The sequence below is a fragment of the Microcella humidisoli genome (assembly GCF_024362325.1).
In the GTDB taxonomy this organism is placed as follows: Bacteria; Actinomycetota; Actinomycetes; order Actinomycetales; family Microbacteriaceae; genus Microcella; species Microcella humidisoli.
Map to the genome: position 1 here is coordinate 482,878 of NZ_CP101497.1, position 22,101 is coordinate 504,978.

Here is a 22,101-nt window from a genome sequence, read left to right on the forward strand (position 1 = left end):
CACCGCCCAGCAGGCAGTCGACCCCAGCAACTCCCACGCGCGGAGCGAGATGCTCGGCGCCCACCAGGCAGTCGACCCCAGCAACTCCCACGCGCGGAGCGAGATGCTCGGCGCCCACCAGGCAGTCGACCCCAGCAACTCCCACGCGCGGAGCAATCCACCGGATTGCTCCGCCCCCAGGATTCGAACCTGGACCTAACAGCTCCAAAGGCTGTCGTGCTGCCGTTACACCAAGGCGGATCGCGCGCCGAGCGCGCGCATCCAGTCTGCCAGAGCACGGCGGCCGGTCCCGAGCGCGCGGCGAGCATCCTGCGTCATGAGCGACGGGCGACGGATGCTCATCCCCCACCCGCGATAATGAACACATGACCGCCCGCGACGAAGTCGACCGCATCGTCGAGGCGTGGCGCCGTGAGCGGCCCGAGCTCGATGTGGAGCCGCTGCAGGTGCTCTCGCGCGTCAGCCGGCTGGCGCGGCACCTCGACCTGGCGCGCAAGCAGGCCTTCGCGGCGAGCGACCTCGAGTCGTGGGAGTTCGACGTGCTCTCGGCTCTGCGGCGTGCCGGGAAACCGTACGAGTTGAGCCCCAAAGCACTGCTTCTGCAGACACTCGTGTCGAGCGGCACCATGACGAACCGCATCGACCGGCTCGCAACGCGCGGGCTCGTGGAACGCCGCACCGACCCGAACGATGGGCGCAGCATCCGGGTGCGCATGACCGACGACGGCCGCGTGCGGGTCGACCGCGCGATCGACCAGCTCATGGTGAGCGAGGCGGCCCTGCTGCAGCGCCTGAGCCGCGGCGATCAAGAGAAGCTCGCCGGGCTGCTGCGCACGCTCAGCGCCGACTTCGACGACGACGTTTAGAAGAGCGCCTCGTACTCGTCGGGCCCCCGACCCGGCTGACAAGGTCGGATCACCGCGTTCCGCGCAACAACTCGTCGAGGTCGACCATGAGGTGGGCAGCGCGGCTTCTGCCCCTCGGCGCTCGCGGGTAGCGGCTCAGAACATCCACGAGTACCGCGTCAGCACGCTCGAGCGCACGCGCGAGAACCTGCGCCGACGCGGCCGGACCATCGCCGCTCTCGTGTTCAGCGATGCACGCAGCGTTAGCGGCCGCGCGAAGGATGTGACCCACCTGGTGCCCTTTGGCGATCGGGTGGAGGTAGGCGGCAGCAGCGGCATCGCCTGCCGCTTGAGCTGCCAATCGCGCGGACTCGGTGGGTGCGGCTGCGGCGGCGCGATGAGCGTCGAACGCCGCGACGCGCTGGAGATTCGTTCGCCGCGCTCCATCGATAAACACCCACGCTGCGTCAACGGCCGCACGCGGACGCCCATCATCGGGGCAGGCGTCCTCGAAGAACGGCAGGATCTCCTGGGCGGACTCCGCGACGTAGCGAACGACGACGCGCAACTCATCGAGGGTGAGCTCGAAGTCACCGGCTGGCGAATTCATCGCTTCATGATTCCACTCCGTTCACCAGCCCCGACCGGACATTGTGTCGTCGACGGGGCGCGCCGGATCAAGCACCCGCTAGAAGAACGGCGCGAGGTTCGACACGAGCGTCGCGACGACCCCGACACCGGTCAGGATGCCGCCGAGGGTGAGCAGAACGCGTCCGTCGTGCGCCGGGTCGTCGAGGCGCGGCGACTCGGGCCGCGAGGGGTGCACCCAGACCGTGCGCGCATCCCCGACCGCCGGGATCGGCCCGGTGAGCGGCGACGTGCTCTCGTGCACCGCGCCACCGTCAGCGAACCAGCGCAGCTTCGCGTCGCGGTCGTGCACCGTCGTGATGACGGCCTTCACGGCGGCGTAGCGCTTCGACCAGGAGCGGCGCGCAAGCCCGCTGATGAGCAGCACGATCCCGACCGGGAGGGTCAGCCAGGCGAAGACCTCGGCCGCGATGGCGATGGCGTCGAGGGGCTCGGTCACGCTCTCATCGTAGAGGCCGCCGCGCCCTGGGCGGCCCCGGCTAGCATCGACGCATGGCGCTGTTCAAGAAGTCGGGTCCGGTCGATGAGAGCCTGCCGAAGGACGACCGCGGGTCAGGATCGTTCGACGACTACGTCGGCGTGCTCGTGCCCAAGAACAAGAACATCACGATCCGTCTGGCGAACAGCAACCCCCATCAGGACGAGCTGGCCGCCCTCGCCGCCGAAGACCCCGAGACGCTGACGACCGCGACCCCGGCGCGCTCGATGGACGACGAGCGCGTCGACGCCCCCATCGAGGTGCGCATCTTCTCGGGCCGCCGCGTGAGCGGAGTGGTCGGAACGGTGCCGCGCGGGCTCGAGAGCATCTACGACGAGGCCGTGCGGCGGCTCGACGGGCGCGGAGCGAAGCCGCGCATTCCCGTGACGGTCGTGCAGACCAAGCGCAACGGCTATCGCCTCGACCTGCTCATCGGGCAGACGAAGTAAGCGGGGCTCAGCCCAAGAGCTCGCCCAGCTCGAGCCACCGCTCCTCCGCGCTCTCAAGTTCGGCCTCGAAACCGCGCACCTGCTCGTGCAGGGCGGCGATGCCGCTGTAGTCGCTGACGTCGTGCTCGGCGAGTTGCACGTGCAGGGCATCCACCTGCCCTTGCACCTTGGCGATGCGGCGCTCGAGCGCTGAGAGCTCCTTCTCGAGCGTGCGGCGCTCCGCCCCCGAGAGGGTCGGGGCCGACGGGGCGGTGGATGCGGGGGCCGCGGCCGTGACGGACGCGACGGTCGCGCGCCCCGCATCCTGCGACCCGGTCGGCGCCGCCGCGTGCGCGGCGATGCGCAGGTACTCGTCGACGCCGCCGGGCAGATGCCGGAGCCGCCCGCCGAGAACCGCATACTGCTGGTCGGTGACGCGCTCGAGCAGGTAGCGGTCGTGGCTGACGACGACGAGCGTGCCGGGCCACGAGTCGAGCAGGTCTTCGATCGCGGCGAGCATGTCGGTGTCCATGTCGTTCGTCGGCTCGTCCATGATGAGCACGTTGGGCTCGTCGAGCAGGATGAGCAGCAGCTGCAGCCGGCGCTTCTGGCCTCCCGAGAGGTCCTTGATCGGCGTCGAGAGCTGTGCCGAGGTGAAGCCGAGCCGTTCAAGCAGCTGGCCGGGAGTGAGCTCTTTGTCGCCCGCCGTGTAGCTCGTGCGCTTCGTGGCGATGACCGCCGAGACGCGCTCGTGGGCCACCGCCGAGAGGTCGCCGAGCTGCTGGTCGAGGGTGGCGACGACGACGGTCTTGCCGCGCTTGACGCGGCCCGTCGTGGGCTCGAGCGAGCCGTCGATGAGCTTGAGCAGCGTCGACTTGCCGGCGCCGTTGATGCCGAGAATGCCCGTGCGCTCGCCAGGCGCGATGCGCCACTCGACGTCGTGCAGAATCTGCTTCTCGCCGTAGGAGACCGAGACGTCGAGCAGGTCGATGACGTCTTTGCCCAGCCGGGCGGTCGCCATCTGCGAGAGCTCGACACTGTTGCGCAGCGGCGGCACGTCGTCGATGAGCGCGTTGGCCGCGTCGATGCGGAACTTCGGCTTGGCTGTGCGGGCCGGCGCCCCGCGGCGCAGCCACGCGAGCTCTTTCTTCATGAGGTTCTGGCGCTTGGCCTCCATGGTCGCGGCCTGGCGGTCGCGCTCGAGGCGCTGCAGCACGTAGGCGGCGTAGCCGCCCTCGAAGGGCTCAACGATGCGGTCGTGCACCTCCCACGTGTCCTGGCTCACCTCGTCGAGGAACCACCGGTCGTGCGTCACGACGAGCAGCGCGCCCGCCCCGGGCGACCAGCGCCGCTTGAGGTGTCCGGCGAGCCAGTGGACGCCGCCGATGTCGAGGTGGTTGGTGGGCTCGTCGAGCACGACGATGTCCCACTCGCGGCTGAGCAGCGCGGCGAGGGCGACGCGACGACGCTGGCCTCCCGACAGGTCGTCGACGAGCGTGTGACCCGGGATGTCCGCGATGAGCCCGGCGAGAACATCCCGCACATTCCGATCGCCGGCCCACTCGTGCTCGGGACGATCGCCCACCACGGTCTCGAGCACCGTCAGCCCGGTCGCGAGCTCGTCGGCCTGATCGAGCATGCCGAGCGTCACGCCCCCGCGACGCGTCACGCGACCGCCGTCCGGTTCCTGCTTACCGGCGAGGATGCGCAGCAGGGTCGACTTGCCGTCGCCGTTGCGGCCCACGACGCCGATGCGGTCGCCGTCACCGATGCCGACCGTCACCCCTTCGAGCACGACACGGGTGGGGTATTCGACGCGGAGGGACTCTGCCCCCAAGAGATGGGCCACCCGTCGAGACTACGGCGCGCGGGCGGGGCGACTCGACCGGGCAGAATAGGGGCATGCCCGAGACTCACGCTCACGCCCACGCGATCGAGACCCGACCCATCCGCCAGGTACTGCCGTGGACCCTGCTGTGGGCCGCCGCCATCATCGTGTTCGACCAGGGCACCAAGTTCTGGGCCGAGGCGACACTCGAGCTCGGCGTGGGCGTGCCCGTCATCGGCGAGGCGATCCAGTGGCGCCTGGTCTACAACCCGGGCGCAGCGTTCGGCATCGGCGGCGACTACACCTGGATCTTGACGATCGTGGCCGCCTTCGCCGTCGTCGGCATCGCGATCTTCGTCTCGCGCATCTCGAGCGTGCCCTGGGCGCTCGCGGCGGGCGCGCTGCTCGGCGGCGCGATCAGCCACCTCGGCGACCGTCTCTTCCGCGAGCCGGGCTTCGCCCGCGGCGAGATCGTCGACTTCATCGACTACTTCGGGTTCTTCGTCGGCAACGTGGCCGACATCGCGCTCGTGGGTGGCGCGATCGCGATCGTGCTGCTGAGCCTGATCGGCGTCAACCCGAGACGACTCGTGCCCCGTGAACCGGACCCGTCGCCCGCAGCACCGTCAGCCGAGACGCACTGAGCGCCACCTGCAGCTCGAGCGCGGCATCCTGATCAGCCGCGAGGAATGCGACGGTCGGGCCTGAGCCTGAGACGAGGCCGGCGAGCGCACCCTGCAGCTCACCCGTCTCGAGGGTCTTCGCCAGCGCGGGTTCGAGATGCAGGGCCGGAGCCTGCAGGTCGTTGTGCAGGTACTCGGCCAGCCGGTGCGGATCGCCCGCGCGCAGCGCCTGCAGCACCTCGATGTCGACGGTCGGCTGCTCGGGCGCCGGAGCGATGTCGTGCACGTGGCGCTCGCGGTGCCGGTCGAGCTCGGCGTACACCTCGGGCGTGCTGAGGCCGACATCGGCGAGCGCGAGCACCCAGTGGAAGGTGCCCTGCGCGAGCGCGGGCGAGAGCCGGTCGCCGCGACCCGTGCCCACGGCCGTGCCGCCCATGAGCGCGAAGGGCACGTCGGCGCCGAGCTGCGCGGCGAGCTCGTGCAGCTCGTCGCGACCGAGGTTCGTGCCCCACAGGTGGTCGCACGCGACGAGGGTCGCGGCCGCATCGGCCGATCCGCCGCCCATGCCACCGGCGATGGGCACGTGCTTCTCGATCTCGAGCGAGACTCCCCCCCGGTAGTCGGCGGCGCGCGCGAGGAGTCGGGCGGCCTTGATGGCGAGGTTCGAGCCGTCGGTCGCGAGGCCGCTGCAGTCGATCGGGCCCGTGAAGCGCACCGAGAAGTCATCGGCGGGGCGGGCGTAGACCTCTTCGTAGAGCGAGATGGCCTGGTACGCGGTGGCCACATCGTGGTAGCCGTCGTCGAGCAGCGAGCCGACCTTCATGAAGACGTTGATCTTGCCGGGCGCCCGCACGTGCACCACTCGGTCTGTCGCCCCCGTGCTCATGGCTCCACCCTAAGCCAGCCCGCCAGTAGCCTGGGCCCACCATGCAGTGCGACTACTTCGACGCCGGGCTCTGCCGCTCGTGCACGCTCATGGGTCGGCCGTACGCCCAGCAGCTCGCCGAGAAGGAGGCGCTCGCACGCCGTCTGCTGGCGCCCGTCGGCGCGGATGCGCAGTGGCTCGCCGCCGTGGCGAGCGCCGAGAGCGGGTTCCGCGCCAAAGCCAAGATGGTCGTCGGCGGCACCGTCGATGAACCGACGCTGGGCATCCTCGACGGGCAGGGACGAGGCGTCGATCTGCGGCGCTGCGGCATCATCGCGCCGGGCATCCTCGCCGCCTTTCCCGCGCTCATCGCGGCCATCACGCGCGCGGGGCTCGAGCCCTACGACGTACCGGCCCGGAGGGGCGAGCTCAAGCACCTGATCGTGACCGAGGCACCGAGTGGCGCCCTCATGGTGCGCTTCGTGGTGCGGTCGGAGGCGTCGGTCGCGCGGGTGCGCGGCGTGCTGCCGTGGCTGCAGGATGCTCTGCCGAACCTGCTGGTCGCCACGGCGAACATCCACCCCGAGCACAAGGCCGTGCTCGAGGGCGAGGTCGAGCACGTGCTCACCGACGAGGCCGTGCTGCCGTTCGCCGTCAACGACCTCGAACTGCGCGTGCGGCCGCAGAGCTTCGTGCAGACCAACACCGCGATCGCCGCGGCGCTCTACGCACAGGCGCGCGACTGGGTCGACGAGCTCGATCCGGCGTCCGTCTGGGATCTGTACTGCGGGGTCGGCGGGTTCGCGCTGCACTGCGCGTCGCCAACAGGCGACGCGACAGACCGAGCAGGGGTACCCCGAAGGGCGACGCGAGCCGTGCTCGGCGTCGAGGCCTCGCCCGACGCCGTCGCGAGCGCCGAGCTGGCCCGCGACGCGCGCTACGCCGAAGCGGGCGACCGGCAGCGCATCCGGTTCATCGCCGCCGACGCGACCGCGTTCGCCCTCGCGGCGACCCAGGTGCCCGAGCTCGTCATCGTCAACCCGCCGCGGCGCGGCCTCGGGCCCGAGCTCGCCGGGTGGCTGCAGGAGCGGGGCCCGCGGCACGTGATCTACAGCAGCTGCAACGCGGAATCGCTCGCGCGCGACCTCGCGGCGATGCCGGGCTACCGGCTGCGGCGGGCGCGGGCGCTCGACATGTTCCCCCAGTCGATGCACTTCGAGGTCATCACCCTGCTCGAGCGCGCCTGAGGCACCGGGCTAGTCGGGCGTGAGCACGCTGCGCGACTGCGCGGTGACGCTCGGCACGACGAGGCCGTAGATGCCGAGGCCGATGATCTCGATCGCCATGCCGAGCACGATCACGAGCGCGACGACGGTGAAGCCCTCGGGGAAGGCCAGGGCGATCGGCAGCACGAGCAGCCCGTTGCGCGCTCCCCCGCTGAAGGCCACCGACCGCACCTGGGAGAGCGGAAGGCCGAATGCGGTGGCCACAAGGATTCCGACGGGCGCGAGCACGATGACGTACACGCCGAGCAGCGGCGCGACGGCCTCGAGCAGGGCGAGGCGCTCACCCGCGCGCGGGATGAGCACGGCGGCCACGAGCCCGGCGGCGAGCGCGGTGGCGGGCGCGGTGAAGGTCGCCCCACGGCGCAGCCCCGCGGCGATCCGGGGCCGACGCACGCCCACGAGCTGCAGCGTCGTGACGACCGCAGCGGGCGCGATGATGCCCGCGAGCACCGCAAGCGGCAGCCGCGAGCCGTCGAGGCTGAGGAAGTTCTCGCCGAGGGTGAACAGCAGCATGAAGCCGGGCACGGTGATGATCTGCAGCACGAGCAGCACCGGTGCGACGCTCAGCAGGCTCTCGACCGCGCCGCCCGCGCGTCGCACGAACGCGGCGACGAGCCCGACGCCCGGCGCGAGCAGCATGAGCAGCAGGCCCGCCTGCAGGTCGGGGTCGGTCACCACGACCCGGCTGATCACGTAGACGAGCAGGGGCGAGACGACGAGGTTGAGCAGCAGCACGGCGCCAAGGAAGCGCCGGTCGAGCACGGCACGGCCGAACGAGGCGAGCGGAACATCCAGCAGCGTGATGCCGATCGCCACGGCGATGACGGCGAGCAGCACCCCGTCGGGCACGCCCGCCGCAGCGGGCACGAGCACGCCGACGACACTGCCGGCCCCGATGCCGACGAGCATGATGACGATCGTCGCGGCCGCCGAGAGCGAGCGAGGGGGCGCGGATGCTCCGCTCACGCGCCCGAGGCCCGAGCGAGCGCCAAGAACTCGGGCAGCCCGAGCATCTCGCCCCGCGCGGTCGGGTCGAGCCCCGCGGCCTCGAGCGCGGCGGTCGCCGCCGCCGACGAGCCGTAGACCTCGGCGAGCGCCTGCCGCAGCATCTTGCGGCGCTGCCCGAACGCGGCGTCGACGAGCTCGCCCATGCGCAGCCGCTCGGCCTCGGTTCCGGGCACCTCGTGCCGCGTCATGCCGACGAGCACCGAGTCGACGTTCGGCACGGGCCAGAACACCTGGCGGCTCACCTGCCCCTCGACGCGCCATCGTCCGTACCAGGCAGCCTTGATCGACGGGCCGCCGTAGACCTTCGAGCCGGGTTCGGCCGCGAGACGGTGCCCGACCTCGGCCTGCACCATGACGAGCACGCGGCGGATGCCGGGTTCGAGCGCGAGCAGGTGCAGCAGCACGGGCACCGAGATGTTGTAGGGCAGGTTCGCGACGAGAGCCGTGGGGCGTGAGCCGCTGTTCTGATCGGAGGCCGGCGCGTCGGGCACGGCATCCACGCGCAGCGCGTCGGCGGTGACGACGGCAAGCGCGGCTTCCGGCTGCAGCTCGGTGACCGTGAGGGGCAGATGGGCGGCGAGGCGGGCATCCACCTCGATCGCGACGACCGGATGCCCCGCCTCGAGCAGCCCGAGCGTCAACGAACCCAGGCCCGGGCCGACCTCGAGCACGGGCTCACCGGGCAGCAGCGCCGCCGTCGAGACGATGCGGCGCACGGTGTTGGCGTCGTGCACGAAGTTCTGGCCGAGCTTCTTGGTGGGGCTCACGCCCAGCAGCTCGGCGAGGTCGCGCACCTCCGCCGGGCCCAGCAGACGGCTCACGAGCGAGGCGCCGGCGCGGTCACGCGGATGCTCCGCGCTCGCCCGGGTAGTGCTCGGGCAGAGCCCCGCCGAGGTCGCCGAGGTCATCGGGGTCGCCGGGCACCTCCTGCGCGGCCCAGGGGTCGCCCGGCGCGACGACCGGGTTCGCGTCCCACGAGCCGTACACGAGCTCGGTGTTCGAGCTCAGCTGGGCGGCGAGCATCGAGGCGTCGGTGCCGAGGTGGTCGGCGATGGCGCGCACGGTGAACGGCAGCAGGTATGGCCCGTTCGGCCGACCGCGGTAGGGGTGCGGCGTCAGGAAGGGCGCGTCGGTTTCGACGAGCAGCAAGGATCGCGGCAAAACGTCGAGGGCGTCGCGCAGGTTGCGGGCGTTCTTGAACGTGACGGTGCCGGCGAAGCTCGCGTACCAGCCGCGCTCGGCGCAGATGCTCGCGAGCTCGACATCGCCGCTGAAGCAGTGGAAGACGACCTTCTCCGGAGGGCCGACGCGCAGCAGCGTCGCCACGATGTCGTCGTGCGCCTCGCGGTCGTGGATCTGCAGGGCCAGCCCGTGCTTCTTCGCGATCGCGACGTGGGCTTCGAAGGCGGCGAGCTGCGCGTCGCGTCCGGGCCCCGGCTCGGTGCGGTAGTAGTCGAGGCCCGTCTCGCCGATGGCGACGACGCGGGGCTGCGCGGCCAGCTCGTCGATGACGGCGAGCGCGGCATCCAGCTCGCCCGATTCGGCGAGCGCCGGAGCCTCGTTGGGGTGGATGGCGACCGCGGCCAGTACCCGGGGCTCGCGCGCTGCGACGGCGGCCGACCAGCGGCTCGTGAGCACGTCGGTGCCGACCTGCACGACGCCGCGCACACCGACGGCGGAGGCGCGGTCGAGGTGCTCGCGGTAGTGCATCGGATTCTCGCCGTCGGCGATCTCGAGATGCGTGTGGTTGTCGTAGACGGGCACCACGAGCGCCTCGGGGCTCGGCGGGTAGCTGAGATCGCGCGTCGTGCCCTCCATGATGGCGCGGGCGCGCACATGCGGATCGAGTTGCTCGGTCACGGTATCCCCCTCCCCTACGACCGTACCGCGTGGGACTGAGGGGCGCCGGGGGTTGACGCGGGGCTCCCCGCCCTACTCGGTCTCGATGCGCGGGAAGAGCGCCTCGAGCGGCTGCGTCTGCGTGCCCGCGGGCAGCTGCCCCCATTCACCGGCGTTCGGGATGCTCTGCGCGAGCAACTCGCCGAGCGCACCCTCGGCGCCGAGGGCGACCCACAGCTTCTGGGCGGCCTGCGGCGTCACGGGCGAGAGCAGCACGGCGAGCGCGCGCAGCCCCTCGGCCGCGGTGTACAGGATCGTGTGCAGGCGTGCCGCCTGCGACTCGACCTTCGCGACCTTCCACGGCTCCTGCAGCGTGATGTAGCCGTTGAGCTCGTCGACGATCGTCCACACCGCGGCGATCGCATCGTGGATAGCGAAGGTGTCGATGGCGCGCTGCGCGGAGACCACCGCATCCGCGACGGTCTTCTGAATGCCGATCTCAGCATCCGTCGCCTCACCAGCGGCGGGAACGACCCCGTCGCAGTACTTGCCGAGCATGGCGATGACGCGCGAGGCGAGGTTGCCGAAGCCGTTGGCGAGCTCGGCCTGGTAGCGGGCCGAGAGGTCTTCCCAGCTGAACGAGCCGTCTTGCCCGAAGTTGATGGCGCTCATGAAGTAGTAGCGGAACGCGTCGCTGCCGAACACGTCGGTGATCTGGTGCGGCGCGATGCCCGTGAGCTTCGACTTCGACATCTTCTCGCCGCCGACGAGCAGCCAGCCGTGGCCGAAGACGCGCGCGGGCGGCTGCAGGTCCGCGGCCATGAGCATGGCGGGCCAGATGACGGCGTGGAAGCGCGCGATGTCTTTGCCGACGAGCTGCACGGCCGGCCAGCGGCGCGCGAAGTTTGCGTCGTCGCTGCCCCAGCCGATCGCCGAGATGTAGTTGAGCAGGGCGTCGAACCACACGTAGGTGACGTGGCTGTCGTCCCACGGGATGCGCACGCCCCAGTCGAAGCTCTGCCGCGAGATCGACAGGTCGTCGAGGCCGCGGCGCACGAACGAGATGATCTCGTTGCGCAGGCTCGGCGGCTGGATGAAGTCGGGCTGCGACTCGTAGAGGTCGAGCAGCCGCTGCTGGAAAGTGCTGAGCGCGAAGAAGTAGTTCTTCTCCTTGAGCACCTCGATGGGGCGGCCGTGGATGGCGCACACGAGCTGGCCCTCGAACTCACCGGTGCCGTCGACGAGGTCGTCGGCCTGCTTGTACTCTTCGCAGCCGACGCAGTAGTAGCCCTCGTACTCGCCCTCGGTGATGAAGCCGTCGTCGTAGAGCTTCTGCAGGAACTTCTGCACGACCGTCTCGTGCCGCGGCTCGGTGGTGCGGATGAAGTCGTCGTTGGCGATGTCGATCGTGTCGAGCAGCGGCTTCCACGCCGAGTCGACGAGCTTGTCGGCCCACTCCTGCGGGGTGACGCCGTTGGCCACGGCCGTGCGCAGAATCTTCTGCCCGTGCTCGTCGGTACCCGTGAGCGACCAGGTGTCGACACCCGACTGGCGGTGCCAGCGCGCGAGCACGTCGGCGGCGACCTCGGTGTAGGCGTGGCCGATGTGCGGCACATCGTTCACGTAGAAGATCGGCGTGGCGATGTAGAACGAGCGAGGGTCGGCCATGATGCTCAAGCCTACCGGCGAGGTTCTCTGTGTTTCGCGGTAGCATACGTGACCGTGAGGATCTCTAGATTCTTAGCAGGGGGGCTTGCGAGCGCGGCGATCGCCGTCACGCTCAGCGGGTGCGTTGGCGCGCCGCCGCTCACCATCTACGGCGGGCTCGCCGATCGCTGCTTCGAGACGAGCACGAGCGATGAGGGCTTCTTCGCCGTCATCGGTGTGACGCTCGCCAACGACTCACCCCGCGCGGTCATCCTGCGCGAGGTGCGCGTGCTGCAGCTCGAGAACGCGACCCTCGCGAGCCTCACCGTCGTCGACGAGACCTCGCGCTACTCCGCGTTCGGGGTTGCGCCCGGTGGCCAGCTGACGCCCGAGCAGCGCCCGCTCTGGAACGACCGGGTCGCGATCGACGGCACCGTCATCGAGGCCGGCGGCTCGGCCGAACTGCTGGTCGAGCTGCGCGCCGACGACTACACCGATTACGCCGGAATGCGCGGGCTGCGCATCAAGTACGACGACGGCTGGTTCTCGGCCACGAGCAACGCCGATGCCGTCGTCGGCTTCGTGCCGCCGTGGGCGCACTGCGGGTCGGCCGCACGCTGAGCCGCATCGCGTAGCGTGACGGGGTGACCCTCTTGCGCCCCCGCGCCGCCGCCGCACTCGCCACCGCCGTGATGATCGCCGCGCTGGCGGGCTGCAGCGGCTCACCGACCGATCCGCTCGGCCTCGCCGGTTGTCTCGACAGTGACACCGGCACGATCGCGGTCGGCGTCGCCAACACCTCGGGTGAGCCGATCGTCATCGAGGGGATCGAGCTGAGCGATGCGAGCGGCGTCGAGATCATCGACCGCTTCATCGCGATCGACGAGGATGCGCGCTCGACCGCCGTGCGCTTCGACGAGGGCGGCCGCGACGCGTTCGGCGGCGTCGCCCTCGACCAGACCGCGATCGACCCGGATACGGCGGCCTTCGTCGGCGTCGAGGTCGCGCGCACCGGCAGCGGCGAGGGACGTATCGGCGGACTCGTGCTCACCGTCGACGGCACCGCGCAGACCGCGCCCGTCACGCTCGACCTGCGCGACAACTGCGGCTGATCCTCGCTCGTTCGCGGCCGGCGGCGTACTGTGTGGCCATGCCTCGACGGATGCTCACCATCATTGTCGCCGCGCTCGCGCTCGCTATCCCCGGGTGCGCGCCGGCCGGCGGGCTGCTGCTCGACGGCGACATCCCTGGCGGTGGCGGCAGCGCGGTCTGCTTCAGCCCCAGTTCGCGCGGGCAAGAGGTGATCTTCGGGGCAGGCCTGATGAACGAAAGCGACACCGACCTCACCATCACTGACGTCACGCTGCTGGCGCAAAACACCGTGCTCGTCTCGGAGCTCGCGGTCGCGGATCCTGGTACCGACGGGGTGGGATGGGGTGTCTCGATCCTCGATGACCTTCCGTCGACGCAGGTGGAGGCATGGGAATCGCGACGCGATGCGATTGGCGCGACCGTCCCTGCCGGCGAGCAGGTGTGGCTACTGATCGTGGCACGCACCGGCGGCAGTCTCGATCAGCGAACGGGTATTCGCGGCCTTCGCGTCGAGTACGACGGCGCTCTGTGGCCCCGTTCGACACAGAGCCAGACCATCTACGGGTTCGGCCCGCTGGGCAGCGAGTGTGATGCCGGAATGGACGAGTCGGCTCGCTAGGTCGCGCGGCGGGCGGCCAGCGCGGCCTCGTAGAGCTCGCGCGTGCCGAGCCCGGTCGCCGCGGCGACGGCCGCGGCGGCATCCTTGAGGCGCTCGCCCGCAGCGACGCGCGCCGCGACCTCGTCGATCGCCGACGGCAGATCGCCCGACGCGGCGGGAGCGCCCTCGACCACGAGCACGATCTCGCCACGCGCACCCTCGGCGAATCGCTCAGCGAGCTCGGCGAGCGTGCCGCGCGCGACCTCCTCGAACTTCTTCGTGAGCTCGCGGCACACCGCGGCGCGGCGTGCGGGTCCGAATGCGTCGCGCGCGTCGGCGAGCGCCGCGGCGAGCCGATGCGGCGACTCGAAGAAGACGAGCGTGCGGGGCTCAGCGGCGAGCGCTCGCAACGCGCCCGCCCGCCCCTTGCGGGGCAGGAACCCCTCGAACGCGAAGCGATCCGTCGGCAATCCACTCAGCACGAGGGCCGTCAGCACGGCGCTCGGCCCGGGCAGGGCGGTGACGTCGACGCCCGCGGCGATGGCCGCCTCGACGAGCACGTAGCCCGGATCGCTCACGGCGGGCATGCCGGCGTCGGTCAGCACGAGCACGTCGGTGCCGCGCGCGAGCTCGACGAGCTCGGCCGATTTCTCGCGCTCATTGTGCTCGTGCAGCGCGATCAGTCGGGGGCGGTTCTCGATGCCCAGCGCGCGCATGAGGTGGGCGGCCGTGCGGGTGTCCTCCGCCACGACGACCTCGGTGTTCTCGAGCGACTCAATGAGCCGCCGGCTCGCGTCGCCGAGGTTGCCGATGGGCGTGGCGGCGAGAACGATCATGCGCTCATCCTCCCACCGAGGTTCGTCGGTCCTCCGCGGCCTCGTGCCGTCTCTTCCGTTGTCATGTCCGTCGTCGGCCCCGTCGTGTCCCCACCCGTTTCCCCCGACGTTTCCCCCGACGTCTCCCTAGCGGTCTCCCTTGACGTCCCCCTCGACGTCTCCCTCGCTGGGAGATATCGCCGTCAGGGCACTTCAACGGATGCGGAACTTCATGAATGCGATTCGCAGAGTTCCGCGCCCGTTGAAGCCTTCGGACGGGCACTGTGTCGCGAGACGGTCGCCACCTCACGACGCGGTCGAGGGAACCGGTCAGAGCGCACGGCAACGCCGCACGTGTCGAAGCACTCGAGAGTCGAAGCACTTGAGAGTCGAAGCACTCGAGGGTCGAAGCACTTGAGAGTCGAAGCACTCGAGGGTCGAAGCACTTGAGGGTCGAGGCTCGCGAAGAGCGGTCGCCGCAGCGCCCCCGGCCTACGATGATCGGGTGAACGAAGCTCGGCGACGCGTGCTGCAGATCGCCGTGCCAGCCGCCGTGCTCGGCATCGCCGCCGCCACCCGGCTCATCGGCCTCGAGCAACCGGGTGAGCTCGTCTTCGACGAGACCTACTACGTGAAAGACGCCGAGTCGCTGCGTCAGCTCGGCTACGAGGGCCGCTGGCCCGACGGCGCCGACGCGCTGTGGGCAGCCGGCACGCCCGGTAGCCCGAGCGACCTCGCCTCGTTCGTCGCGCACCCGCCGCTCGGCAAGTGGGTGATCGCCCTCGGACTCGCCGCGCTCGGCCCCGAGAATCCCGCAGGCTGGCGCCTCGGCACGGCCCTCACGGGCATCGCCCTCGTCGGGCTCGTCATGCTGCTCGCCCACCTGCTGCTCGGCCGGCTCGTGCTCACCGGCATCGCCGGGCTGCTCATCGCCGTCGACGGCAACGCCATCGTCATGAGCCGCGTCGCGCTGCTCGACGGCGTGCTCGCCCTGCTCGTCGTGCTCGCCGTGACCCTCATGGTGCTCGACCGGCGGCAGGTGCGCGACGAGCTTGATGCGTGGATGCTCGCCCGCCGCTCGGCCGACCCCCCGCGCTCGACCGACTGGGGCCCCGCGCTCTGGGGCCGACCCTGGCTCGTCGCCGCCGGCGTCGCCTTCGGACTCGCCGTCGGCGTCAAGTGGAGCGCGCTCTACCTGCTCGCGGCCTTCGCCGTGCTCACCGTCGTCGCCGACGCCGTCGAGCGCCGCCGCGCCGGGGTCGCCCTGTGGGCGAGCGGCACCCTGCTGCGGCAGGCTCCGATCTCGTTTGTGCTCATGATCCCCTCGGCAGCGGCCGCGCACGTGCTCACCTGGTGGGGATGGTTCGCCACGACCGGCGGATACGGCCGCACGCGCGAGGTGACCGACGAGAACCGGCTGCCGGGCATCCTGGGCAGCCTGCCCGATGCCCTGCAGAACTGGTGGGAGTACCAGACCGCCATCTACGGCTACCACGTGGGCGTGACCGGCGGGCACAACTACGAAGCCCCCGCGATCGGCTGGCCGCTGCTGCTGCGCCCCACCTACATGCACTACCGCGACCTGGGCGACGGTACGGCCGAAGCCATCACGGGCATCCCGAACCCGCTCATCTGGTGGGGAGCGGTACTCGCCGTTGTCGCGATCGTCGTCGTTCTCATCGTGCAGGCGGTGCTGCGACGGCGGGGGCGGGCGCGCACGCTGCTGCCCGCGAGCGGCTGGGCGATCGCCGTCGTGCTCACGGGCGTCGGCGCCGGCTGGCTGCCGTGGCTGCTCTACCCCGAGCGCACCATGTTCTTCTTCTACACGATCGTCATCACGCCGTTCCTCGTGCTCGCGCTCACGATCGCGCTCGGGGCGCTGCTGCCACGCACCACTCAGCCCGACGCCGAACCGGAGCCGGCAGACCCCGCTCGTCGCGCCGCCGGCCTCGTCATCGTCATCGGCCTGCTCGTCGTCATCGTCGCCGTGAGCGTCTTCTTCCTACCGCTCTGGACGGGCGTGCCGACCCCCATCGACCAGATTCGACTGCGGTACTGGATGCCGACATGGATTTGAGCCGGTGAACCGCGGCGCCAACACTGATCGGCACGCCGCGTGAACCGCGGCGTCCACGGCCGGGGGCGGCGCCTACCGCCGCCGCCCGTACACCGCCCGGCGCAGCAGCCATTCGGCGGGCCCGGGGCGGTCGGCCGCCGCGAGCGCGGCCGCCAGCACGAGCGTGCCGAGCCACGTGATGACCGCAACCTGGGTGGCGACGGCGACGCTCGCCGTGCCGCCGAGCCCGAAACCGTAGGGCGCGAACACGACGACGAAGACGAGCGACTGCAGGAGGTAGCCGGTGAGCGAACGCTGCCCGAGGGCGGCGAGCAGCCGAGCGATCGGGCCCGCCGGCCGGGTGCTGCCGCCATCGACGCCGACCGCTGAACCGCGTCCGCCGACGATCAGGGCGATGAGGGCCACAGCGGCCGCGCCTCCGATCGCCCCTGTTGCGGCGTGCAGCATCGCGGCGAAGGGTTCGGCGAGCGGCGACAGCTCGATCACGCCCGCGAGCGCAAGCGCGATCGGCAGGGCTCCGAGCACCGAGACGGGCATGCCGATGCCCGCAACGAGGCCCAGGGCACGGCGATGCCGGCCCGGCCCCTCGAGAACGCGTCGACGGGCCGCCCACAGGCCGAGGATCATCGGGGCCAGCAGCCCGAGGCCGCCGAAAGGCACCGACAGCATGCCGACCGTCCACTCCCCCGCCCGCGCGAGGACAGCGAGCGGGTAGGTCTCGGCCGCCGCCGAGCCGAAGAGCGCCGCGGTCGAGAAGCCCCCACCCGGAATGCTCGAGAGCAGACCGCTCAGCCCCTCGGCGATGCCCGCCAGCACGAGAAACGCGAACGAGGCCCCACCGACGATCGCGAGCGTGCGTCCCGACGCCCGGATCAGCAGGACGAGCGCGAGGCCGAGCAGGCCATAGGTGCCGAGGATGTCGCCGAAGAACAGCAGCACGCCGTGCGCCGCACCGAAGACGATGAGCCACAGGTTGCGGCGCACCAGCAGCCGGCGCGCGTCGGGCCACTCCATGCCGCGCGCGCTCTCGCGCAGCAGGATCTGCGTGAGGCCATAGCCGTAGAGCAGCGCGAACAGCGGATAGCTGCGGTTGTCGGCGAGCGTCGCGACGAGGGCGTTGACCCACGGGTCGGCCGCGGCATCCGTCACCGGCTTGAACAGGATGCCGAGCTCGCGCCCGTAGAGGAAGAACGGAACGTTCGCCACGGCGATGCCGAGCAGCACGAGGCCGCGCGCGACATCGGGCGCGAGCGCGCGATCGGCCCGCGGTGTCGGAGCGAGGGCGGTCGGGAGGGGCGAGGGCTGGGCATCCGTCGTCATGGTTTCACGATAGGAGCAGGTGTCGTGCCCGCGCCTCCGTCGCACGGGGGAGAAGGGCGGGCCGGGCATCCGCCGGATGCCTGAGCGTCAGTCGGTAGGAAAACTCACGTCGAACGCTTAGGGTGACAGCAATTCCTGTTCTGCCCCGTGCGCCCCCGCGCACACCCTCCGAGGAGCAGTCATGGCTCGACCCCCCGTTCGTTCTGGCGCCACCCTGCTCGCCGCGCTGCTCGGCGCAGTCGCACTCGCGATCGGACCCGTCGCGGCGAGCGCCGACCAGCTGCCGCTTCCGGAGCCGACGCCGTCGGCGACGGCGCTCGAACCCGAGGCGCTCGTCCCGGCTGAGGTGCCCGCCGAACCGGCGGCGCCCGCTGCCGTTGAGACGCCGATCGACACCGAGTCGCCGATCGACACCGAGACGCCGATCGAGACCGAGTCGCCGGTGGACACCCCGACGTCGGTCGAGACCGGGCCCAGCTCGCCGGAGCAGCCGCTCGAGCAGGAGAGCCCCGTGCCGACGACCGGGCCGGCGTTCGTCGAGATCGCCGATGTCGTGCCGATCACGAGCATCAGCCCGAACCCGGTCTACGCGTGGAGCACGGTGGTGGTGAGCGGCACCAAGAGCCCGGGCACCGCTGTGGCGAGCTACCTGTTCTCGCCGAACCTCGGCGAGAGCCGCCCGACCAGCTGCACCGGCAATGGCGACGCGGTGTACAGCCCGGGCAACTTCGAGTTCATCTTCACGACGGGCGATCCCGGCACGACGTGGTCCTGCACGTTCCAGTTGACCGAGACGGTGCAGCAGATCGGCGAGACGATCCAGTTCTTCGCCGGTGAAGGGCAGCCGGGTGAGGCGAAGCAGCCGAGCGCGACGCCCTCCGCGATCGTCGAGACTGCCGACCCGGTGAGCGAGCCGACCCTCACGATCACGCCGCCGAACGTGCTGCGTGTCGAGTGGCTCTCGGTCGATCCCGGCACCAACTACTCCTACTCGGTCTACAACCCCGCCGCCCCCCTCGACTACACCCTCACGGCTCCCGTCATCGCGGGCCAGTTCGTCGACGGTGCGCAACTCGTGTTCGAACAGGCGCTGAGCCCGGGGTGGTGGGTCATCACGATCGACGTGCGCTACCGCGCGCAATCGGTCGGATCCCGCCTCGTGACGATCTACGTTCCGCCGGCCCCCGCGATCGATCGGGCGACGCCGCTCGCGAACGGTCGCGTGATCTTCAGCGGCACGGGTGAGCCCGGCGGCGACCTGCGCGTCGTCGAAGCGCTGCCCGTCACCCCCGACGGCGCATCGTTCGCGCTCGCGACCTCCTCGACCACTCCGCAGGCATCGGCGATCTCGCCCGCGGCGGTGCCCGGCAACCAGGTCTGCAGCACCACCGTCGCCCCCGATGGATCGTGGTCGTGCACGACGGGCGTGCTCGCCGCGGGCGAGCGGCAGTTCCTCGCGCGATCGAACTCGCCGGTCGTGGGGTCGCTCCCGGTCGTCGGCGACTACCTCGTCGCCGGCACCTTCGCGGCGAGCCCGATCGCCACGACCGTGCTCGCCCCCGCGCCGCCGGTGGTTCCCGAGCCGGCCGAGCAGCCGGTCGCCCCCGCCCCCGAGCCCGTTGAGCCCGAGCCCCTCGCCGAGATCGTCGACGAGCCGGTGCTCGAGCCGACACCCGACCCGGCCCCGCCCGTCGAGGAACCCGCCGCGCAGCCCGCACCCGGCGGCGGCGAGGGGGGCACGCCCGATCGCCGCGATCCCGCCGCGCCGAGTTCGATCACCGGCTCGATCCCGACCCTCGGCGAGCTGTTCTCCAACCCCGTGGCGCTCGCCGCCGGCGGTGGCTTCGCGCTCGCGCTGATGCTGCTCGTCGCGATCCCCTCCGAGCTGCTCAACTCGACGCTGGCCTCCGGCGGCCACCGCCTGGGCCGCGGCTACATCGTCGTGCAAGGGGCCCTCGCCCGCCTCAACGAGCGCGTCAACGGCCTGACCCGATCGCCCGTGGTGAGCGCCGCACTACTCGTGCTCGCCATGAGCGTGATCTTCGGGTTCAACGACCCCGAGTACGGGTTCGACCCCGTCTCGATCAGGCTCACGCTGTCGATGGCCCTGTCGATCTTCATCGTCTACTGCCTCGCCGCCCTGCTGAGCGGGGCCATCATGAAACGGCTCTGGGGCATCTCGTCCCGCCTCGAGATGCTGCCCACGGCCCTGCTGCTCGCCGTGCTCGGTGTCGTCATCGCGCGGCTCATCGACTTCACCCCCGGGTTCCTCATCGGGCTCGCGATCGGGTTGTCGATCGTCGGCTCGGTGCCCGCGGCACTGCGGGCGAAGGCGATCCTGCTGCAGTTCGGCGTGGTCTTCGGGGTGGGCCTCGTCGCGTACCTCGCCTATTCGGCGCTGCGCGGCATCCCCGGCTTCATCGACACCCTGCCCGGCGTGTTCCTCGACGACACGCTCGTCGCGATCGTCGCCGAGTCGCTGACGGGGCTGCTGATCGTGCTGCTGCCGCTCGCCTTCTTCAGCGGTCGCGACCTGTGGGTGCAGTCGAAGCCGCTGTGGATCGTGAGCTTCCTCATCGTCGCCACCGCGTTCTCGGCCATCGTGCTGCCGACCACGAGCGACGAGGTGGGCTCGGTGCTCGACCTCATCCCGTGGCTGATCCCCGTGGTCATCTACGCCGTCATCGTGTTCGCCCTGTGGGGGTGGCTGAGCCGCAACGAGCGGCAGGCCCAGGATGCCGCGGCCGAGGAGCGCGCGAAAGATTACGTCGCGTAACGCGCGGCCCGACACGGCCACGCGCGCGCGGCTAGCCTGAGGCAATGGCCGACCGCGACTATGGCTTCCGCACGCGCGCCGTGCACGCCGGCAATGTTCCCGATTCGGCGACGGGCGCTCGCGCCCTGCCGATCTACCAGTCGAGCGCCTTCGTGTTCGATTCGACTGAGGATGCTGCGGCCCGGTTCGCGCTGCAGAAATACGGCAACATCTACAGTCGCCTCGCCAACCCCACGGTCGCGAGCTTCGAGGAGCGCGTGGCGAGCCTCGAGGGTGGACTCGGAGCCGTGGCCACCTCGAGCGGCCTGAGCGCGCAGTTCGTCACCTTCGCCTCGCTCGCGGGAGCGGGCGACCACATCGTCGCCTCGTCGAACCTCTACGGCGGCTCGGTCACCCAGCTCGACGTCACCCTGCGCCGGTTCGGGGTCGAGACAACCTTCGTCGCGAGCGACGACCCCGCCGACTACGCCGCGGCGATCATCCCGGGCCGCACGAAGCTCGTCTTCGCCGAGACCATCGCCAACCCGAGCGGCGACATCGCGGACATCGCAGGTCTCGCCGACGTGGCGCATGCGGCGAGCATCCCCCTCGTCATCGATTCGACGATCGCGACGCCCTACCTGTGCCGGCCGATCGAGTGGGGCGCCGACATCGTCGTGCACTCGGCGACGAAGTTCTTGGGCGGGCACGGCACGACCCTCGGCGGCGTCGTCGTCGAGTCGGGGCGTTTCGACTGGTCGAACCACAACTTCCCCCTGTTCGAGGAGACCGTCGCCCACTACGGCGGCCTCACCTGGTACGGCAACTTCGGCGAATACGCCTTCCTCACCCGACTGCGTGCCGAGCAGCTGCGCGACATCGGGCCGGCGCTCGCGCCGCACTCGGCCTTCTTGCTCGCGCAGGGCGTCGAGACGCTGCCGTACCGCATGCAGGCGCACGTCGACAACGCGCGCCGCGTCGCCGAATGGCTCGAGGCCGACCCGCGCATCGAGACGGTCAACTGGGCGGGCCTGCCCTCGCACCGCCACCACGAGCGTGCGGCGCAGTATCTGCCGCTCGGCCCGAGCTCGGTGTTCGGCTTCGTCGTCACGGGCGGCCGTGCCGTCGGCCAGGGGCTCATCGAGAACGTGAACCTCGCGAGTCACCTCGCCAACATCGGCGACGCGAAGACGCTCATCATCCACCCCGCCTCGACGACGCACGCGCAGCTCACCGAGCAGCAGCTCGTCGACGGCGGCGTGCACCCGGGCCTTGTGCGCCTCTCGGTCGGCATCGAAGACGCCGACGACATCATCTACGACCTCGACCAAGCGCTCGACGCCGCGCTGAAGGGGGCATAGCGATGAGCGATGACACCGCCACCGTCACCCTCGCCAACGGGCTGACCTGCGACATTCCCGCGAGCTCGCCGCTCGCGAAGCTGCTGCGCTCGCAGCGCACCTGGGTCGGGCCGTCCGCGAAAGAACGGCTGGGCATCCTGCGTCGCGCGACGAGCATCGCCATCGTCGGCGCCTCGCCGAACCCGGCCCGCAGCTCGTACTTCGTCGGCACCTACCTGCAGCAGTCGAGCGACTACCGCGTCTACTTCGTCAACCCGAACGCCACCGAGATCCTCGGCGAGCCGGCCTATCCCGATCTCGCCTCGTTGCCCGAGGTGCCCGACATCGTCGACGTGTTCCGCAAGGCGAGCGATATCCCCTCGGTGATCGACGACGTGCTCGCGGTGGGCGCGCCGGTCGTGTGGGTGCAGCTCGGCATCTGGAACGAGGAGGCCGCGGTCGACGGCGAGTCGAAGGGACTCACCGTCGTCATGGACCGCTGCATCAAGGTCGAGCACGCCCGGTTCCACGGCGGCCTGCACCTCATGGGATTCGATACCGGCGTCATCTCGGCGAAGAAGCAGGTGCGATAGCGGCATCCGACGCCGG

General features: G+C 70.9%; 21 protein-coding genes and 1 tRNA gene. 11 read left to right on the forward strand and 11 right to left on the reverse strand.

From position 1 onward, the window contains the following. Positions 1-168: 168 nt before the first annotated feature. A tRNA-Gln gene (locus NNL39_RS02295) sits at positions 169-240 on the reverse strand. A 125-nt stretch (positions 241-365) separates the two neighbouring features. On the opposite strand from NNL39_RS02295, the gene NNL39_RS02300 reads away from it, so the two are divergent. Further along, positions 366-866: a MarR family winged helix-turn-helix transcriptional regulator gene (locus NNL39_RS02300; protein ID WP_255160091.1), complete on the forward strand. Its 501-nt coding sequence runs from the start codon at positions 366-368 to the stop codon at positions 864-866. Between the two features lie 49 nt (positions 867-915). Here the strand turns inward: NNL39_RS02300 and NNL39_RS02305 are convergent, their stop codons facing one another. Further along, the gene (locus NNL39_RS02305; protein WP_255160092.1) at positions 916-1,455 is read right to left on the reverse strand and encodes a putative immunity protein; all 540 of its coding nucleotides are present in this window, start codon (positions 1,453-1,455) and stop codon (positions 916-918) included. 78 nt (positions 1,456-1,533) lie between these two features. Beyond that, positions 1,534-1,932, reverse strand: coding sequence for a hypothetical protein (locus NNL39_RS02310; RefSeq protein WP_255160093.1), 399 nt, complete (start codon positions 1,930-1,932; stop codon positions 1,534-1,536). Positions 1,933-1,985: 53 nt separating this feature from the next. Here NNL39_RS02310 and NNL39_RS02315 point away from each other — a divergent pair, with 53 nt between their 5' ends. Then, a complete protein-coding gene (locus NNL39_RS02315) occupies positions 1,986-2,420 on the forward strand; it encodes a hypothetical protein (RefSeq protein ID WP_255160094.1) in 435 nt (144 codons plus the stop codon). A 7-nt stretch (positions 2,421-2,427) separates the two neighbouring features. On the opposite strand, the gene NNL39_RS02320 is transcribed toward NNL39_RS02315, so the two are convergent. After that, positions 2,428-4,248: an ABC-F family ATP-binding cassette domain-containing protein gene (locus NNL39_RS02320; RefSeq protein WP_255160095.1), complete on the reverse strand. Its 1,821-nt coding sequence runs from the start codon at positions 4,246-4,248 to the stop codon at positions 2,428-2,430. 53 nt (positions 4,249-4,301) lie between these two features. Between NNL39_RS02320 and NNL39_RS02325 the strand changes: the two genes are divergently transcribed. After that, positions 4,302-4,871 (forward strand): signal peptidase II, encoded by a 570-nt coding sequence (locus NNL39_RS02325; protein WP_255160096.1) that lies wholly within the window; start codon positions 4,302-4,304, stop codon positions 4,869-4,871. On the opposite strand, the gene NNL39_RS02330 is transcribed toward NNL39_RS02325, so the two are convergent. Further along, positions 4,801-5,736 carry a 4-(cytidine 5'-diphospho)-2-C-methyl-D-erythritol kinase gene (locus NNL39_RS02330; protein WP_255160097.1) on the reverse strand — a complete coding sequence of 312 codons (936 nt, stop codon included), beginning with the start codon at positions 5,734-5,736 and terminating at the stop codon, positions 4,801-4,803. The two genes, NNL39_RS02325 and NNL39_RS02330, sit on opposite strands and share 71 nt — an antisense overlap. Positions 5,737-5,777: 41 nt before the next feature. Between NNL39_RS02330 and NNL39_RS02335 the strand changes: the two genes are divergently transcribed. Continuing rightward, complete coding sequence (locus NNL39_RS02335; RefSeq protein ID WP_255160098.1) at positions 5,778-6,962, forward strand: methyltransferase domain-containing protein; 1,185 nt, start codon at positions 5,778-5,780, stop codon at positions 6,960-6,962. A 9-nt stretch (positions 6,963-6,971) separates the two neighbouring features. On the opposite strand, the gene NNL39_RS02340 is transcribed toward NNL39_RS02335, so the two are convergent. The 4 genes from NNL39_RS02340 to metG form a co-directional block, all read right to left on the reverse strand. Continuing rightward, positions 6,972-7,967 carry a hypothetical protein gene (locus tag NNL39_RS02340; protein ID WP_255160099.1) on the reverse strand — a complete coding sequence of 332 codons (996 nt, stop codon included), beginning with the start codon at positions 7,965-7,967 and terminating at the stop codon, positions 6,972-6,974. Beyond that, positions 7,964-8,830, reverse strand: coding sequence for a 16S rRNA (adenine(1518)-N(6)/adenine(1519)-N(6))-dimethyltransferase RsmA (gene rsmA / locus NNL39_RS02345; protein WP_255160100.1), 867 nt, complete (start codon positions 8,828-8,830; stop codon positions 7,964-7,966). Before rsmA ends, NNL39_RS02340 begins: the two co-directional genes overlap by 4 nt. Positions 8,831-8,849: 19 nt before the next feature. Further along, a complete protein-coding gene (locus NNL39_RS02350) occupies positions 8,850-9,827 on the reverse strand; it encodes a TatD family hydrolase (protein WP_255160871.1) in 978 nt (325 codons plus the stop codon). 114 nt (positions 9,828-9,941) lie between these two features. Beyond that, the gene (gene metG / locus NNL39_RS02355; protein ID WP_255160101.1) at positions 9,942-11,516 is read right to left on the reverse strand and encodes a methionine--tRNA ligase; all 1,575 of its coding nucleotides are present in this window, start codon (positions 11,514-11,516) and stop codon (positions 9,942-9,944) included. Between the two features lie 54 nt (positions 11,517-11,570). Between metG and NNL39_RS02360 the strand changes: the two genes are divergently transcribed. The 3 genes from NNL39_RS02360 to NNL39_RS02370 are packed head-to-tail and all read left to right on the forward strand — an operon-like array spanning position 11,571 to position 13,206. Further along, positions 11,571-12,116, forward strand: a complete 546-nt coding sequence (locus NNL39_RS02360; protein WP_255160102.1) for a hypothetical protein — start codon at positions 11,571-11,573, stop codon at positions 12,114-12,116. Positions 12,117-12,139: 23 nt separating this feature from the next. Then, positions 12,140-12,607 (forward strand): hypothetical protein, encoded by a 468-nt coding sequence (locus NNL39_RS02365; protein ID WP_255160103.1) that lies wholly within the window; start codon positions 12,140-12,142, stop codon positions 12,605-12,607. A 50-nt stretch (positions 12,608-12,657) separates the two neighbouring features. After that, positions 12,658-13,206, forward strand: coding sequence for a hypothetical protein (locus NNL39_RS02370; protein WP_255160104.1), 549 nt, complete (start codon positions 12,658-12,660; stop codon positions 13,204-13,206). On the opposite strand, the gene rsmI is transcribed toward NNL39_RS02370, so the two are convergent. Beyond that, positions 13,203-14,021, reverse strand: a complete 819-nt coding sequence (gene rsmI / locus NNL39_RS02375) for a 16S rRNA (cytidine(1402)-2'-O)-methyltransferase (protein ID WP_255160105.1) — start codon at positions 14,019-14,021, stop codon at positions 13,203-13,205. The two genes, NNL39_RS02370 and rsmI, sit on opposite strands and share 4 nt — an antisense overlap. Before the next feature lie 484 nt (positions 14,022-14,505). On the opposite strand from rsmI, the gene NNL39_RS02380 reads away from it, so the two are divergent. Beyond that, a complete protein-coding gene (locus NNL39_RS02380) occupies positions 14,506-16,077 on the forward strand; it encodes a dolichyl-phosphate-mannose--protein mannosyltransferase (protein WP_255160106.1) in 1,572 nt (523 codons plus the stop codon). Positions 16,078-16,149: 72 nt separating this feature from the next. Here NNL39_RS02380 and NNL39_RS02385 read toward each other — a convergent pair whose 3' ends face one another. After that, the gene (locus tag NNL39_RS02385; protein ID WP_255160107.1) at positions 16,150-17,397 is read right to left on the reverse strand and encodes a DUF418 domain-containing protein; all 1,248 of its coding nucleotides are present in this window, start codon (positions 17,395-17,397) and stop codon (positions 16,150-16,152) included. 181 nt (positions 17,398-17,578) lie between these two features. Here NNL39_RS02385 and NNL39_RS02390 point away from each other — a divergent pair, with 181 nt between their 5' ends. From NNL39_RS02390 to NNL39_RS02400, 3 genes are read left to right on the forward strand one after another with little or no spacing between them, the layout of a single operon-like run. Continuing rightward, a complete protein-coding gene (locus NNL39_RS02390; protein WP_255160108.1) occupies positions 17,579-20,173 on the forward strand; it encodes a cation-translocating P-type ATPase in 2,595 nt (864 codons plus the stop codon). Between the two features lie 44 nt (positions 20,174-20,217). After that, a complete protein-coding gene (locus NNL39_RS02395) occupies positions 20,218-21,513 on the forward strand; it encodes an O-acetylhomoserine aminocarboxypropyltransferase/cysteine synthase family protein (protein WP_255160109.1) in 1,296 nt (431 codons plus the stop codon). Positions 21,514-21,515: 2 nt separating this feature from the next. After that, positions 21,516-22,085 (forward strand): CoA-binding protein, encoded by a 570-nt coding sequence (locus NNL39_RS02400; protein WP_255160110.1) that lies wholly within the window; start codon positions 21,516-21,518, stop codon positions 22,083-22,085. Positions 22,086-22,101: the final 16 nt, after the last annotated feature.

What these genes read in the sequence shown, in the direction of transcription:
- metG (WP_255160101.1), bottom strand. Translation starts at nt 11,516, where the DNA reads ATGGCCGACCCTCGCTCGTTCTACATCGCCACGCCGATCTTCTACGTG.
- NNL39_RS02335 (WP_255160098.1), top strand. Translation starts at nt 5,778, where the DNA reads ATGCAGTGCGACTACTTCGACGCCGGGCTCTGCCGCTCGTGCACGCTC.
- NNL39_RS02325 (WP_255160096.1), top strand. Translation starts at nt 4,302, where the DNA reads ATGCCCGAGACTCACGCTCACGCCCACGCGATCGAGACCCGACCCATC.
- NNL39_RS02390 (WP_255160108.1), top strand. Translation starts at nt 17,579, where the DNA reads ATGGCTCGACCCCCCGTTCGTTCTGGCGCCACCCTGCTCGCCGCGCTG.
- NNL39_RS02385 (WP_255160107.1), bottom strand. Translation starts at nt 17,397, where the DNA reads ATGACGACGGATGCCCAGCCCTCGCCCCTCCCGACCGCCCTCGCTCCG.
- NNL39_RS02370 (WP_255160104.1), top strand. Translation starts at nt 12,658, where the DNA reads ATGCTCACCATCATTGTCGCCGCGCTCGCGCTCGCTATCCCCGGGTGC.
- NNL39_RS02350 (WP_255160871.1), bottom strand. Translation starts at nt 9,827, where the DNA reads ATGGAGGGCACGACGCGCGATCTCAGCTACCCGCCGAGCCCCGAGGCG.
- rsmI (WP_255160105.1), bottom strand. Translation starts at nt 14,021, where the DNA reads ATGATCGTTCTCGCCGCCACGCCCATCGGCAACCTCGGCGACGCGAGC.
- NNL39_RS02400 (WP_255160110.1), top strand. Translation starts at nt 21,516, where the DNA reads ATGAGCGATGACACCGCCACCGTCACCCTCGCCAACGGGCTGACCTGC.
- NNL39_RS02305 (WP_255160092.1), bottom strand. Translation starts at nt 1,455, where the DNA reads ATGAATTCGCCAGCCGGTGACTTCGAGCTCACCCTCGATGAGTTGCGC.
- NNL39_RS02315 (WP_255160094.1), top strand. Translation starts at nt 1,986, where the DNA reads ATGGCGCTGTTCAAGAAGTCGGGTCCGGTCGATGAGAGCCTGCCGAAG.
- NNL39_RS02395 (WP_255160109.1), top strand. Translation starts at nt 20,218, where the DNA reads ATGGCCGACCGCGACTATGGCTTCCGCACGCGCGCCGTGCACGCCGGC.
- NNL39_RS02300 (WP_255160091.1), top strand. Translation starts at nt 366, where the DNA reads ATGACCGCCCGCGACGAAGTCGACCGCATCGTCGAGGCGTGGCGCCGT.
- NNL39_RS02330 (WP_255160097.1), bottom strand. Translation starts at nt 5,736, where the DNA reads ATGAGCACGGGGGCGACAGACCGAGTGGTGCACGTGCGGGCGCCCGGC.